The sequence below is a fragment of the Caldalkalibacillus salinus genome (genome assembly GCF_016745835.1).
Lineage (GTDB): Bacteria > Bacillota > Bacilli > Caldalkalibacillales > JCM-10596 > Caldalkalibacillus_A > Caldalkalibacillus_A salinus.
On the sequence record NZ_JAERVL010000001.1, the window covers coordinates 385,737 to 401,356 of the forward strand.

The window sequence follows — 15,620 nt, forward strand, 5'->3', positions numbered from 1 at the left end:
GAAGCTTAAAGGGGGTAAAATCGATGTCTCAAGCGAAGAAATATACAGGGGTCATGGATTGGCTAACGACTGTAGACCACAAGAAGATCGGTATATTATACCTCGTAGCGGGTGCGTTCTTCTTCCTGCTGGGTGGTATAGAGGCGATGTTAATTCGCTTTCAGTTAATGTTTCCAATGAATGACCTCATCGGTGGGGAAGCGTACAACCAAATTCTCACTATGCACGGTACAACGATGATATTTTTAGCAGCGATGCCTATACTGTTCGGTTTTATGAATGTGATTATTCCCTTACAGATCGGGGCGAGGGATGTAGCGTATCCATTTGTAAACGCATTAGGTTTCTGGCTCTTTTTGGCCGGGGGAATTATCCTTAACGTCAGTTGGTTCATGGGAGGTGCGCCTGACGCGGGTTGGACAGCGTATGTGCCACTTTCTACTGACTTCTCTGGATCCGGCGTAGATTTCTATGTACTAGGGCTCCAGGTTTCGGGGATCGGGACCCTTATTGGGGGCATTAACTTCCTCGTGACGATCATAAACATGCGTGCGCCCGGTATGACATTTATGAGAATGCCATTATTTACTTGGTCTTCTTTTATTGCCTCTGGTCTTATCTTGTTCGCTTTCCCTGCCTTAACGGTTGGTTTAGCCCTGCTGATGTTTGACCGTGTATTTGGAACGGCATTCTTTGATCCGGGGTTAGGTGGAAACGTGATACTATGGCAGCATATCTTCTGGATTTTCGGACACCCGGAAGTTTATATATTAATTCTGCCAGCTTTCGGTATTATATCTGAAGTGATTGCCACTTTCAGTAGAAAGCGTTTGTTTGGTTATACAGCGATGGTATTCGCGACACTACTGATCGGATTCCTAGGCTTCATGGTGTGGGTACACCACATGTTCACAGTTGGGCTTGGTCCAGTTGCTAACGCGATATTCGCCGTGTTAACAATGGCCATAGCCGTTCCAACAGGGATTAAGATCTTTAACTGGCTCTTTACGATGTGGGGAGGACAAATCAGATTTAATACAGCAAGCTTATTCGCCATCGGATTTATACCTACCTTCGTCATGGGTGGTGTAACCGGGGTCATGCTGAGTGTTCCTCCTGCCGACTATCAGTATCACGATACTTACTTTGTTGTGGCACACTTCCACTACGTTATTGTCGGTGGTTTAGCGTTCGGACTATTTGCAGCTGCATTTTACTGGTGGCCGAAAATCTTTGGGCGTATGCTTAGCGAAAGGTTAGGGAAATGGACTTTCTGGACGTTCTTTTTCGGTTTCCATTTCACGTTCTTCCCGCAGCACTTCTTAGGCCTGTTGGGAATGCCACGTCGTTACTTTACTTATATGCCGGGCCAAGGCTTAGAACTTGGTAACATGATTAGTACGATTGGGGCCATCGGAATGGCAGTCGGTTCTTTCCTATTTATCTGGAACATTATTGTTTCTCATCGTAAAGGGGCAGAGCAGGCACCAGCAGATCCATGGGATGGACGTACACTTGAATGGTCTATTTCTTCACCACCACCAGAGTATAACTTTAAGCAATCGCCTTTGGTACGTGGTATTGACACACTTTGGTTGGAAAAAATGGCTGGTAACAAGAATGTAACCCCTGCAGAGCCATTATCAGACATTCATATGCCTTCACCTACGATTGTGCCGTTGTTTATGTCTATTGGGTTATTTATCGCTGGCCTTTCACTAGCGTTACGGAACTGGTTACCAGACGTGTTCCAGAATGCGGGTATTGAAGCATCTGCAACGACCGTGGTTTACGTTGGTGCAGGCGTTGGTATTGGCATTACACTGATCTGTATGCTGATCCGTTCACTATATGATGACCATGGATATCATATCCACGTTGATGAACTAGAAGACGATGGTGATAAGGGGGTTAAGGCATAATGTCCGCAAATCATGATGTTCAAACGTTACCTCCAGATCCTGAACGTGCAACGTTAGAAGGAAAAAATAAATTCATTGGATTTTGGCTATTCCTTGGTGGCGAAACTGTCTTATTCGCCACACTATTTGGAACCTATCTTGGCCTAAATCGGTCTGTTGCAGATGGACCTGGACCGGGAGATCTGTTTCACTTAGACCTCGTGGCGATTATGACTTTTATTCTACTCACGAGTAGTTTGACGAGTGTATTCGCCACCATGGCCATGAAGAGTAATGAATATGTGAAGATGCAACTGTGGTTTGGCATCACTGTACTCTTAGGGCTTGCTTTTTTAGGCTTTGAGATATATGAATTCGTGGCTTACGTAGATCAAGGTTTAGGGTTTACGACGAGCGGTTTTTCTTCAGCGTTCTATGCCCTTGTAGGCTTTCACGGCGCTCACGTACTCTTTGGGATCTTATGGATTACAACACTCATGTTACAGGCCACGAAAAAGCGGATTAACCTAACGACAGCGCCTAAGTTTTACCTAGCTGGCTTGTACTGGCACTTTGTCGATGTTGTATGGGTCTTTATCTTCACGGTTGTTTATCTTATGGGGATTGTTGGAGGTGGAGGACACTAATGGAACCAAAGTTAAATAATGAAACCAATGTCACCCCTGTTACGGTTCAACGTAAAAAAACAGAGCATGCGCGTGAGGTCACACACCATTTATGGTCATTTGCGTTATCGATTTTGTTGACTGTTTTTGCTTTTGCTGCAGTGGGGTTAGAACTCATTGAAAATACTGTTCTGTTAGGAATGTTTATCCTACTCTTAGCCGCGATTCAAGCGACATTCCAAATGTTAATATGGATGCACATGAATCAAAAAGGACATGAGTTTCCTACGATGTTTATCCTATCAGGCGTGTTTGTTGCCATTATTACGGTAGCCGCTTTATGGTTACTCATTTGGTGGTAATCTAACAAGATATAAGTTCTGATATTTGAAAAGTGAGGAAGGGCTGCAATGGGCATAGATTTGTCTTTTGCAGTCCTTCTTTTAGAAAGGAAGGAAAAGCAATGCAGCATCACATGGTACATGACCCTGGCTTTTTTGACCTATGGCGTTTAGACGTCACTCTTGTATCTATTATTACGCTCTTAGGGTATTTATGGTGGGCCGGTGTCATAGGTCAGCGATATAAAGGAATGGACCGAGTGACCCCTTCAAAAATGACAGCATTTGTCACTGGAATCGTGTTATTCGCACTCGTGAAGGGATCGCCCCTCGACTATTATGGTCATCACTATTTATTTAGTGCACATATGCTTCAAATGGCCGTTATTTACTTAGTCGTTCCGCCTTTGTTGTTACTCGGTTTAAGCGACAGTATGGTACGTCCTTTTGTACGAATTCCCTTGAGAAAATCGTGTTTCTTATTTTTTACCCATCCTTTGGCTTCGATTGTCATATTTAACACACTGTTTTCCCTGTATCATCTGCCGCTTGTTTTTGACAAGGTCATGGCCACGCCCATGCTCCACACGGTCTTTCACTCCATGATGTTTATGGGAGCCATGCTCATGTGGTGGCCACTTATGAATTTGCTGGTAGAATATCACAAGATGAGAGGACTACGTAAGATCGCCTATATCTTTGGTAACGGTGTGTTGATTACGCCCGTATGTGCGCTCATTATCTTTGCTCCGAATGTCATTTATGATGCTTACCGTGATGCACCTCAATTGTTTAATATTTTACCGGTGTTAGATGATCAACAGCTCGGCGGCGTGATTATGAAAGTGATTCAAGAACTGACTTACATGACCGCCATCGCCATTATTTTCTTTAAATGGGCCAAGGAAGAGCGTCAAAAAGAAAAGATGGATGACATGACATTAGTCTATGCTCGTAAGCAAGGGGCTACAGAATAAAGGCAACCGTTAACGTTTTGAAAAATTTAGTATTAAACTAAGATTGATTTTGTCTGTTGAATAACGTCAACAGTGGACATACTAACCCCAATGAGTGAATGTGACGGACTTTAACTTAGGATAAGGACACTTTATTGAAGATAAGGTCGCCTAAGGACGCTACTTTAGAAAGGGGTTTAGTCATGGATCCAAAGCAAAAACGAGCTCAAAAAAAGCATAAACGTGAAAGAATTGCACTTATTTGGGCTTTCATACTATCTTTGTTGTTAACGGTGATATCTTTTATTGCAGTAGGAACAAATATTGTGGAGGAACAGATAACCTTATTTTTATTTATTGTTATGCTGGCGATGCTGCAGGCCATTATCCAATTATTTTACTTCATGCACTTGAAGGATAAAGGCCATCGTATGCCCAACTTATTCATTTTTTCTTCCATTTTTGTTGCCATTGTGGCCATCTACGGGATCAATGAGTGGCTGTGGTGGTAAATGACATTTTATATTGTCACCAATGTTTTTAAAGTGAAACGACGGGACGTTTTCGGACGTCCTTTTTTGATGTGCCTTTCAATATTTCAAATCCAACGTAAAATGTGTTATAATCAATGATTGATTGAGTCGATTTGATTACGTTATGATAACGTTGATTTGACATTGAAAGGAAGGGATTGCACGTGTCAGATAATAATAAAAAGAACGAGCAACAATCCGTTAATCTAGATACATTTAATCCTGCTAAGGCAAAGTATGAGCGTGAAAAAAATTACAAAGATTATAGTCAGTATTTCAACAGTTATAAAGTGTTAGAACAAGAAGACAACCGCCGTAAAGTGAGAGTAGACGGTCGGGAAGCCATTATATACTCTGAGCCTGATTACAAAGTCGGGAAGAAAAGAGGGAAGGAAGAAGTTGTCCACCTTCGTGCAGAGATTCCAGACGAAATGCAAGGTATCGGTAAGCATAAACGGTATATGGTCAAAACCTATGGTTGTCAAATGAACGAGCATGATAGTGAACATATTTCAGGTTTGTTAGAGAGCATGGGCTACACGGCGACAGACGACGAAAATGAAGCAGACGTGGTCCTCTTCAACACGTGTGCTATACGTGAAAATGCAGAGGATAAGGTGTTTGGTGAAATCGGGCGCTTCAAACAGCGTAAGATGGAGAACCCAGAGCTTGTTATTGGCGTTTGCGGTTGTATGTCTCAAGAAGAGGCTGTCGTCAATAAAATTCTAAAAAGCTATCACCAAGTCGACCTTATTTTTGGTACCCATAACATTCATCGTCTCCCTGTCCTATTACGGGACGCTTTAATGGCCAAAGAGATGGTCATCGAAGTGTGGTCCAAAGAGGGAGACATTATCGAGGATATGCCACAAAAACGGGCTGACGGACTCAAAGCTTGGGTCAACATTATGTACGGTTGTGACAAGTTTTGTACGTATTGTATCGTGCCATTCACCCGAGGTAAAGAACGGAGCCGTCGCCCAGAAGATATTCTGGCAGAAGTACGAGAATTAGCGCGTAAAGGTTATCAAGAAATTACCGTTTTAGGTCAGAACGTTAACTCCTACGGAAAAGATTTTGAAGACCGTGATTACCGTTTAGCGAACCTTTTAGACGATATCAATAAGATTGACATACCAAGAGTACGCTTCACAACGAGTCACCCTTGGGACTTTAGTGATGAGCTCATTGAAGTGTTGGCGAAAGGCGGTAATTTAGTCGAACACATTCACTTGCCTGTACAGTCAGGTAATAATGAAGTCTTGAAGCGTATGGGGCGTAAGTATACGAGTGCGGAGTATTTAGAGTTAGTCCGCAAAATTAAAAAAGCGATTCCCAATGTGGTGCTAACAACGGATATTATTGTGGGATTCCCTGGGGAAACAGAAGAACAATTCCAAGAAACATTGGCATTAGTAAAAGAAGTAGAGTACGATTCTGCCTTTACGTTTATCTATTCTCCTCGCCATGGTACGCCAGCGGCGGAGATGGAAGACGACGTGTCTGAAAAACAAAAGAAAGATCGTTTGTACCGCCTAAATGCGTTACAAAACGAGATTAGCCGTCACAAAAACGAGGCGCTACGTGATGAAGTCGTAGAAGTTTTAGTTGAAGGAGAAAGTAAGAACAACCCTGACATTTTATCAGGACGTACAAGAACAAATAAACTTGTGAACTTCAAAGGTTCTAAGGATGCGATTGGTAAGCTTGTTCATGTCCGTATTAACGAACCTCAGACTTGGACATTAAAAGGTGAACAAGTACAAACAGTGGAGGTATAAAAGCATGTCAGAAACAGTATCACGCAAAGAAATTATCGACCAGGCGGAAAAGTTAGCAAAATTGATTGCTCAGTCTAAAGAAGTTGAATTCTTTAAGCAGGCCGAACAGCAGATCAAAAAAAACCAGAAGGTACAGAACCTCATTAACGCCATTAAGTTTAAACAGAAACAGGCTGTCCACGCAGAACACTATGATAAAAACAAAGCGTTACAAGATTTTGAGAAATCGTTAGATGAGCTAAATCGTGAACTAGACGAAATTCCTGTCGTCCAAGAATTTAAGCAGTCACAAGTAGAAGTCAACGATCTATTACAAATGATGACTAACATTATTTCTAACAAAGTAACGGACGAAATTATCCTTTCAACTGGAGGAGACCCTCTAAGTGGTCAAACGGGTGGAGATAACCCGATCACATGTACAGTTCCTCCTAATAAGTAATTGATATCCTCCATTCACCGTATAGGCATTTGGTGCATAGCATGCAGTATCAGGATCCCGTGCCTAGGAACAAAGTCAGGTTATCGCCCTTCTTTTCTTAGAAAAAGCGCTGGATTTCAGATGAAATTCAGCGCTTTTTTGCACCCTAGACGTATGTCCTGCATACAATTAATTGAACGCGATGTTTGGAGGAGGTAGCAACTATATGTCTTATACAGAAAAAGACATTCATTTCCGTGAGATTATCACCAAAGCCGTTTGTGGTAAAGGGCGTAAATTTACTCAAGCTACTCACACGATTACTCCATCACACTCCCCAACAAGTATCTTAGGATGCTGGATTATCAACCATTCTTTTACAACCGATAAGGTGGGTGACTCTGTAGAAGTAAGTGGGTCATACGATATTAACGTTTGGTACTCCTTTAATAACAATACAAAAACAGAAGTTGCAACGGAGACTGTGACGTACGTCGATAGTATCCCACTGACCGTCGTAGATAAAAACTGCTTGGATGACGGTATAGAGGTGAATGGCAAGGCAATGCAGCAACCCACTGCGTGTGAAGCAACCATATCCAATTCCGGAAACTCCGTCCTTGTTCAGGTTGAACGCGACTTCCATGTTGAAGTCATCGGAGAAACCAAGGTTTGCGTCGCAGTGAATCCTCATGGGTGTGATGATGACGACAAGGATTTAAGCTTTGAAGATGACCTAGATGAAGAGTTTGAAGACCTTGATCCTGAATTTTTAATTGATGATCTAGATTAATGCACGACATTTGATGGAGGTTCTAGCCTCCTTTTTTCTTTTTGTCTTGCTTTCTAGGCGTGCACTTAACTTTTCCCTGACGCATATCTTGATAGGAGCACAAGCGATTTTCTTGGCAGATGGGAGCTCGTTACGATATGAATAAATACCAACAACCAGAGACTCACACCGAAAGAGAGAGAGAATTTCAACTACTCAAGTATAATGGCATTTCAAAACATACAGGTAAAAGAAAAACGCGAAAAAAATTTCGGTTTTTTATCTATCAGTTTGATGTCGTTGCCTTATTCGAAACGACTCGTAACCAGGCCAATGGGCAACCATGGATATATTCTAGTAAACACCAGAAAGAGTTATGGAAACAAATCGAAACACAAAATCTTTCGCGAGAAGTACTCAAAGCTAAAAAAGTGGCTATACGCTGCTTATATCTACTCGGATATGATTTAGGTATGGTTGAGGTTTGTACCCACACCAGTGCTCCAAAATATACAGTCTCACAAATTTTTAACCATTCTCGGCTTGCCGACCAAGCCGACCGTACACTTAAACAACTGGTGCAACGTTCCCAGACTAGAGAAAAATCGAACGAAAACAAAACCCCTTTATTAGGTGCTGACGTTGAATTCGTGCTTAAACACAACAACGGTAAATATGTGCTTGCCTCTCGTTACTTTTCAAAACGAGGAAAAGTAGGCTACGACGCCATATGGCTGCGAGGCAATAGAAACAAACACCCTCTCGTTGAATTGCGACCATCTCCGACTAAAAATCCTCGTCAATTATATAACAACTTGTATCGCTGTATGACTCAAGCTGTGAGAAAGATAAACAACAGTCAAGTGCAATGGTTAGCGGGTGGGGCACCGCTCACACGATATCCTATTGGCGGTCATATCCATTTTAGTCAGATCTACCTAACGCCTAAGCTCGTACGTGCCTTAGACAACTATTTGACCTTACCTCTCAGTGTGATGGAAAGTGATGAATCGAGATCACGCAGACCAAAATACGGCTTCATTGGGGACTATCGTAATCAGTATCACGGTGGCTTTGAATATAGAACCCCTCCCAGCTGGATCGTATCACCAACGGTTGCCAAAGGTGTGCTATGCCTAGCCAAGGTCATCGTTCAAGACTATCATAAACTTTCGTACTTTCCATTTGATAACTATGATGTACACCAACAGTTTTATACTGGAAATCGAGAATCTCTTTACTCATACGTTAGAACGGTATGGTCTCATTTGAAAAATTGTCCAACATACGCTAAATATAAAACGGAATTAGATCGGTTTTATGAACTCATTGAAAGGCGCTACGTATGGAATGAATTTGAAGATATTCGGAAGGCTTGGCAACTACCACCATACTAGTGACATGACAGGTGAATCATATGTGCGATAAGGGAGAAACGTGTTATAATCGTACTCGTAAATAGCATTTGCATAAAGGACGAACTTGAATAAAATGGAGTCAACATATACTATATTACGCACGTTTTGGAGGAAGAGATAAATGGCTAAGCACACGCCGATGATAGAACAATACCTCGAAATAAAAGAGCAATATCCTGACGCCTTTTTGTTCTTTCGTCTAGGTGATTTCTATGAACTATTTTTTGAAGATGCCACAACCGCAGCGAAAGAACTTGAGATAACACTAACCGGAAGAGCAGGAGGGGGCGATGAACGCATTCCTATGTGCGGCGTCCCTTACCACTCTTCTATGCAATACATAAAAAAATTAATTGACAAAGGCTACAAGGTGGCCATCTGTGAACAAGTGGAGGATCCAAAGGCTGCCAAAGGGGTTGTCAAACGAGAAGTGATCCGTGTAATCACCCCGGGGACCTTGATGGAAGAACATATGCTATCGGACAGAGAAAACAATTATATTTTGTTCCTCTCAGAGCAAAAGCAGGACGAGGATAGCGATGATCAGTATGCGCTCGTAGCGACAGATTTATCTACAGGCGAAGTTCTGGCAACGCAGGTCAATAGCCTACAGGCTGTTTTAGATGAAGTGGTGCCTTATCAGTCAGCAGAAATTGTGGTATCGGCCACTTTTAACCCTAATGAAGTAGAGCAGATCAAACAAGTGACACGCACGAACGTCTATCAAGTGGACGAGCAGACCATGAGCACGCAAGTTGAAATGCCATCTTCGATGCGTTTAAACAAGTCTGGGCAACCCTTCAGTGGCCCCATCAAGGGCGCTCTGATCCTTATGCTGGTGTACCTCAAAGAAACGCAGAAGCGCACGGTGGACCATTTACAACCCGTTAGAACGTATACGAGCACACAGTATCTCATGATGGATGTTCATTCAAGACGAAACCTTGAATTAACAGAAACCATCCGTGATCACTCTAAAAAAGGGACGCTTCTATGGTTACTAGATGAGACGTCAACGGCCATGGGGAGCCGTCTGCTGAAAAATTGGGTTCTGCGACCCTTAATGGACACGAAGAAGATCAATCAACGGCTTGACGCCGTAGACGTCCTGCTGCAGGAAGCGTGGGAAAGAGATGAGATCATTGGCATGCTAGAAGACGTCTATGATTTAGAACGTCTAGCTGGAAGAGTGTCCTATGGAAACGTAAATCCTAGAGACCTACTGCAACTGAGAAAATCACTCGCTAAGATACCCGACATTCTAAATGAACTGCACAAACTCCCTCCTTCGTACATACAGGAGCTTGCTGACCGTATAGACCCTTGTCAAGACTTACTGAAGCTGCTGATGGATGCGATACATGAAGATGCACCATTGTCCGTCAAAGAAGGCGGTATTTTTAATAATGGCTATCACCAAGAGCTAGATCGTTTACTTGAAGCCAGTCGTAATGGGAAGCAATGGATAGCCGATCTTGAGCAAACTGAGAGACAGCGTACAGGGATAAAGTCACTGAAAGTGGGCTATAACAAAGTGTTCGGCTATTATATTGAAGTGACGAAAGCTAATTTGCACCTGCTAACAGATGACCGCTATGAGCGTAAACAAACTTTAGCGAACGCCGAACGCTACATTACACCTGAGCTGAAAGAGAAAGAAGCGTTAATCCTAGAAGCGAATGATCGGCTCATGGACCTCGAGTATGAGTTGTTTCTAGCGTTAAGAGAAACCATTAATCAGTATCTTCCCCGACTGCAACAATTGGCTCAGATGATCGCGCAGCTAGACGTTTTATGTGCCTTTGCTAAAGTGAGTGAAACGTATGGCTATACAAGACCTTCTTTTGAAAAAGGGACATTAAACATCAAAGAAGGACGTCATCCCGTAATAGAAAAAGTCATGGGCGAAAGTCGCTTCGTCGCTAATGACATCAATATGGATCGCCATCATCGCCAAACCCTGCTTATTACAGGCCCGAACATGGCCGGTAAAAGCACCTATATGAGACAAACAGCCCTAATAGCAGTGATGGGTCAGATAGGATGCTTCGTTCCTGCCGAAGTGGCTGTACTCCCTGTTTTTGATCAGATTTTTACCCGGATTGGTGCGGCTGATGACCTTGTAGGGGGACAAAGTACATTCATGGTTGAGATGATAGAAACCAAGAGAGCGATCACACAGGCCACCGAAAATAGCCTTATCCTACTAGATGAAATTGGTCGGGGGACCTCGACCTACGATGGCATGTCCTTAGCCCAAGCTGTTGTAGAATATATTCATGACCGAGTGAAGGCTTACACGTTATTTTCAACACATTACCATGAATTAACGGAGCTAGAACAGAAGTTAAGGGGAGTGGTGAATGTCCATGTGGCTTGCTCCGAACAGGACGGAAAAGTGGTGTTTCTGCACAAGGTGCTAGAAGGGAAAGCGGATAGAAGCTACGGGATTCACGTGGCCCAATTGGCGCAAATGCCTGATGATGTGATTGAACGTGCCCATCAAATACTGGCCCACTTAGAAACCGATGACGTGGAAGGCCCATCTTTCAATCATCAGCAAGAAGAACAATTATCCTTATTTGAGAGTCAGCCTATGATGGTTCAAGAAGCTCAGCCATCACAGGAAACTTTACGGCAGGAAACGGCGTCATCACAGGTTGCTGTGACTAAGGAGCCTCATGTGAGTCTCACAGAAGGACAGCAGGCTGTCATCTCGCAAATTGAAGGGCTTAATCTAGTGAAGATGACCCCGTTAGAGGCGTTGAACATGCTTTACGAGATGCAAGAAGGTTTAAAGAAAAACGAAACCGGGGATGAGTAAATGACCGAGGGTGAGGAGGTGAGCAAATGGCAAATATCGTTGTGATGGATGCCCATCTTTCTAATAAAATAGCCGCTGGAGAGGTGGTTGAACGCCCGGCCTCTGTTGTCAAAGAACTTGTCGAGAATGCGATAGACGCTTCTAGTACAAAAATTGAAGTTCATGTGCAAGAAGGTGGTTTGGAACAAATCAAAGTCATAGATAATGGACAAGGAATGGAACGAGAGGATGCTGAGCGGGCTTTTGAGCGCCATGCTACAAGTAAGTTAAAGGATGAAAAGCAATTGTTTCACATCTCCACACTAGGGTTCCGGGGAGAAGCTTTGCCCAGTATTGCAGCCGTGTCAAAATTGAGTCTCCAAACATGGAATGGGCGAGAAGAAACAGGGACCTCCATCAGTCTAGAAGGCGGTCAGATCAAAGAAATTCAAGCAGCGCCATTAAGACAGGGAACAACGATTGAAGTGACAGACCTGTTCTACAACACGCCAGCAAGGTACAAATATCTAAAAACCATTCATACTGAACTGAGTCATATCTCTGACTATATGAATCGTTTAGCCATGGCGAGACCGGATATCGCGTTTGTTTTAAACCATAATGGTCGACAATTATTAAAGACGAGTGGAAACGGCCATGTGCGTCACGTGCTAGCGTCCGTTTATGGACACCGTATAGCGAAACAAACGGTGCCAGTTAAAGCTAGCCACATTGACTTTGAACTAGAAGCATATATCGGTTTGCCTGAGGTGACACGATCTAACCGCGGGTATATTTCTGTCATCGTTAATGGCCGATACATTCGCAACCATAGTATTAATCAAGCGGTGATGAGAGCGTATCATACCCTGTTACCGATTAACCGTTATCCCTTGGCCCTTATTTCTTTGCAGATGGATGCCAGTCTCATGGACATTAACGTGCATCCGTCTAAGTTAGAAGCGCGTATCAGCAAGGAGAAGGAGTTAGTCGACTGGTTAGAACAGGAATTAAAGGTGGCTTTAAGTCAACAATCATTGATACCACAACCTCTGGCTGACCAGAAACAGTCCCAACCACTCGGTGCAGAGCAACGTATATCATCAGATTCAGACGCGGATAACAAACCGTTTTATAAGCAGGATCAGTTTGACTTGCGTTTACAGTTGAGAGAGCAAAGGGACACGGCTAGCTCGAGCTTGCGTGACGCTGTGGGAGGTCAGGTTCCGCCTCTGACAGAAGGACAGAGAGACACAGAGAGGCAGAGAGAAACAGAGACACAGAGGGAGCCCCGATCTCCACAAATGAACGTACCCGCTGAAAGAGAAGGACCTCTAGAATTGAAAAAGGGGTCAGATCAAGAGCAAAATCCAGTACCACAGCTGAACGAACAGGACCATTTAGATCGGAACCAAGCACCCAAACAAGCAGCAGCGCCCGAGTCCATACAGGAGCAAAGCGATTCACCTCAACCTAAGATTCCACTGCTCTCTCCCATGGGACAACTCCATGGCACTTACATTCTCGCTCAGAACGAGCAGGGACTGTATATGATCGATCAGCACGCAGCGCAAGAACGTATCTGGTATGAGTACTTTTACGATAAACTCAATCAGCATGAGAATGTGAATCAAGACCTGCTGGTCCCCATCCTACTGGAGTTCAGTGCGGGAGAGTATGCCTTGATAGAACAGTGCAAAGCAGATCTAGAGAAAGTGGGGTTATTTTTAGAATCGTTTGGCCATCATTCTTACATGGTACGTTCCCATCCCCAGTGGTTCCCTGAAGGTGAAGAAGAAGCGCTCATTCGAGAAATTGTGGCCTTCGTCATCGAGAAAAAAGGGGCCTTAGAATGGATTCATTTTAGAGAAAAAGTGGCCATTATGATGTCCTGTAAAGCAGCCATTAAAGCGAACCGTTATCTGAAAAAGGAAGAGATGGAAGCACTCTTAGAGAAGCTGCGAACCACGAGTAACCCATTCACGTGTCCGCACGGTCGTCCCATTACGGTCTTGCTAACGACTTATGATATAGAAAAAATGTTCAAAAGAGTGATGTCATGATTGTGACAACGAGCATGAAAGGGCAGGAGCGTCTTGAAGAAGAAGCACGTCAGGTTGCTCATACATTACAGTGTGAATATGTCACTCGATATAGAAAATCTGTGGGACAAATATTCGAAGAGCAGAACACCGATAAGGTAATCGTCATTGCTCAGGACAGAATGAAATACGTGTTGCAGGGACATGAGCACGAACCGTTCTTTTTCCATCCATCTTCGGCTATGTTTCGGGTCAAACGCTTACTGAGACAAGAGAGAGACCCTTTCGTTGAGGCCTGCCAATTAAAAGAGGGCATGACGTTATTCGACGGGACCTTTGGGCTTGGCTCCGATGGCATCGTCGCTTCTTTCATCACGGGGGCTACAGGTCAAGTCGTGGGAGTGGAATCTGTGCCTGTCCTTGGCCTGATTGTGCAAAAAGGGCTTCAACGGTGGCAGACCAAACTTGATCCTCTCAACGAAGCGATGAGGCGTATCACACTTCAGATCGGATCACACGTAGCAGTATTAAAAGAAACGCCAACGGATGCATTTGATGTGGTCTATTTTGATCCCATGTTTGATCTCTCAGTCTCTGAATCAGTAGGGATTGCCCCACTGAAAACAGTGGCAAATTACGAACCATTAACCAAGGAAGCGATTCAAGAAGCCAAGCGCGTGGCCAAGCAAAGAGTGGTACTAAAAGCCTCACGTGAAAGTGCCTATTTTGAGAATTTAGCCTTTCAGCCAATTGTACGTAAGCACGCTTCCCACTGGTACGGTACGATAGAATTGGAGCATTGATGCAACATGAACAAAGAAAAGTTACTGGTCATTATAGGTCCGACCGCAGTAGGTAAAACAAAATTAAGTGTATCGCTCGCACAACGATTCAATGGAGAAGTCATCTCTGGTGATTCTATGCAGATCTATCGTGGCATGGATATCGGGACAGCCAAAATAACACCTGATGAAATGCAGGGGGTCCCTCACCACTTGATTGATCTTAGAGAACCGTGGGAATCTTTCTCTGTTAATGAATTTCAGACACTGGCCACCGATCATATCACTCAGATTAATCAACGAGGACGATTGCCTCTGTTAGTGGGAGGAACAGGGCTGTATGTTCAGTCTGTCACCCATCAGTTTCAATTCGCTGAGGACAGTAGGGACGAAGAAGTCCGGCAGAAATGGGAAACTTATCTCCAAAAGCATGGGCGGGAAGCTTTGCACCAAGCGCTAGCACAAAAAGATCCCATATACGCCGAGCAGTTGCATCCTAATAACACACGGCGGGTGATAAGAGCCCTAGAGATCATTGAAACGACAGGTCAGAGCATGGCCGAATATCAAGGAGAGTGGGAAAAGTCATCCCCTTATGAGCTGGCTATGGTTGGACTGACCATGGAACGTCAAAAACTTTATGAGCGGATCAATCATCGTGTGGATCTCATGATTCAGGACGGATTGATAGAAGAAGTGCAACGCTTACTTGACGAAGGTGTACCTGTTGATTGTCAGTCTTTTTCTGGCATCGGTTACAAAGAAATATTAGGGTATTTGACTGGGGAATTAGAACGTGAGGAAGCGATAGCGCTCCTAAAACGAAACACTCGACGTTTTGCTAAACGTCAACATACGTGGTTTCGAAGAATGAAAGACATCCAATGGTTTGACGTTACAGCGCTCGATCGTTGGGAAGAACATGAACAAATAATTGCAGAATATGTGGCAGGAAAGTTTTGTTAAGCATCGAATATAGTTATAATAGTCAAGTATAAGGGAGGCAGCTATCCATGAAACAGAGTATTAATATTCAAGACACATTTTTGAACCAATTACGTAAAGAAAATATCCCCGTTACCGTCTATCTATTAAATGGATTTCAATTAAGAGGATTTATAAAAGCATTTGATAACTTTACCATTGTCATTGACAGTGAAGGAAAACAACAACTGGTATACAAACACGCAATCTCGACATTTACACCAGCTCGTCCTGTTTCACTCATGCCAGATCAGGAGTGA

Annotated in this window: 14 protein-coding genes; all 14 read left to right on the plus strand. The window is 43.5% G+C overall.

The genetic code is table 11. From position 1 onward, the window contains the following. The first annotated feature begins 23 nt into the window (after positions 1 to 23). The 14 genes from ctaD to hfq all read left to right on the plus strand — a co-directional run bounded on the left by ctaD (position 24) and on the right by hfq (position 15,620). Positions 24 to 1,922, plus strand: coding sequence for a cytochrome c oxidase subunit I (ctaD, locus tag JKM87_RS01830; RefSeq protein ID WP_202077259.1), 1,899 nt, complete (start codon positions 24 to 26; stop codon positions 1,920 to 1,922). Beyond that, positions 1,922 to 2,548 (plus strand): cytochrome c oxidase subunit 3, encoded by a 627-nt coding sequence (locus JKM87_RS01835; protein WP_202077263.1) that lies wholly within the window; start codon positions 1,922 to 1,924, stop codon positions 2,546 to 2,548. The genes ctaD and JKM87_RS01835 overlap by 1 nt, the downstream gene beginning before the upstream one ends. Beyond that, positions 2,548 to 2,889, plus strand: coding sequence for a cytochrome C oxidase subunit IV family protein (locus JKM87_RS01840; protein ID WP_202077266.1), 342 nt, complete (start codon positions 2,548 to 2,550; stop codon positions 2,887 to 2,889). Before JKM87_RS01835 ends, JKM87_RS01840 begins: the two co-directional genes overlap by 1 nt. 101 nt (positions 2,890 to 2,990) lie before the next feature. Further along, complete coding sequence (locus JKM87_RS01845) at positions 2,991 to 3,845, plus strand: cytochrome c oxidase assembly protein (RefSeq protein ID WP_202077269.1); 855 nt, start codon at positions 2,991 to 2,993, stop codon at positions 3,843 to 3,845. 182 nt (positions 3,846 to 4,027) lie between these two features. Further along, positions 4,028 to 4,336: a cytochrome C oxidase subunit IV family protein gene (locus JKM87_RS01850; RefSeq protein ID WP_202077272.1), complete on the plus strand. Its 309-nt coding sequence runs from the start codon at positions 4,028 to 4,030 to the stop codon at positions 4,334 to 4,336. A gap of 185 nt (positions 4,337 to 4,521) precedes the next feature. Then, on the plus strand, positions 4,522 to 6,138 hold the full coding sequence (gene miaB, locus JKM87_RS01855; RefSeq protein WP_202077274.1) for a tRNA (N6-isopentenyl adenosine(37)-C2)-methylthiotransferase MiaB: 1,617 nt from the start codon (positions 4,522 to 4,524) through the stop codon (positions 6,136 to 6,138). 4 nt (positions 6,139 to 6,142) lie between these two features. Continuing rightward, complete coding sequence (locus tag JKM87_RS01860) at positions 6,143 to 6,580, plus strand: YlbF/YmcA family competence regulator (protein WP_202077276.1); 438 nt, start codon at positions 6,143 to 6,145, stop codon at positions 6,578 to 6,580. Between the two features lie 205 nt (positions 6,581 to 6,785). Continuing rightward, positions 6,786 to 7,352, plus strand: coding sequence for an outer spore coat protein CotE (cotE, locus tag JKM87_RS01865; protein WP_202077279.1), 567 nt, complete (start codon positions 6,786 to 6,788; stop codon positions 7,350 to 7,352). A 137-nt stretch (positions 7,353 to 7,489) separates the two neighbouring features. Then, entirely contained in the window at positions 7,490 to 8,728 is a 1,239-nt protein-coding gene (locus JKM87_RS01870) for a putative amidoligase domain-containing protein (protein ID WP_202077282.1), read from the plus strand. Between the two features lie 142 nt (positions 8,729 to 8,870). After that, entirely contained in the window at positions 8,871 to 11,573 is a 2,703-nt protein-coding gene (gene mutS / locus JKM87_RS01875) for a DNA mismatch repair protein MutS (protein ID WP_202077285.1), read from the plus strand. A gap of 26 nt (positions 11,574 to 11,599) precedes the next feature. Then, positions 11,600 to 13,615: a DNA mismatch repair endonuclease MutL gene (mutL, locus tag JKM87_RS01880; RefSeq protein WP_202077287.1), complete on the plus strand. Its 2,016-nt coding sequence runs from the start codon at positions 11,600 to 11,602 to the stop codon at positions 13,613 to 13,615. Beyond that, positions 13,612 to 14,397 (plus strand): class I SAM-dependent methyltransferase, encoded by a 786-nt coding sequence (locus JKM87_RS01885; RefSeq protein WP_202077290.1) that lies wholly within the window; start codon positions 13,612 to 13,614, stop codon positions 14,395 to 14,397. The genes mutL and JKM87_RS01885 overlap by 4 nt, the downstream gene beginning before the upstream one ends. Before the next feature lie 6 nt (positions 14,398 to 14,403). Then, positions 14,404 to 15,342, plus strand: coding sequence for a tRNA (adenosine(37)-N6)-dimethylallyltransferase MiaA (miaA, locus tag JKM87_RS01890; protein ID WP_202077293.1), 939 nt, complete (start codon positions 14,404 to 14,406; stop codon positions 15,340 to 15,342). Positions 15,343 to 15,389: 47 nt separating this feature from the next. Continuing rightward, entirely contained in the window at positions 15,390 to 15,620 is a 231-nt protein-coding gene (gene hfq, locus JKM87_RS01895; RefSeq protein ID WP_202077308.1) for an RNA chaperone Hfq, read from the plus strand.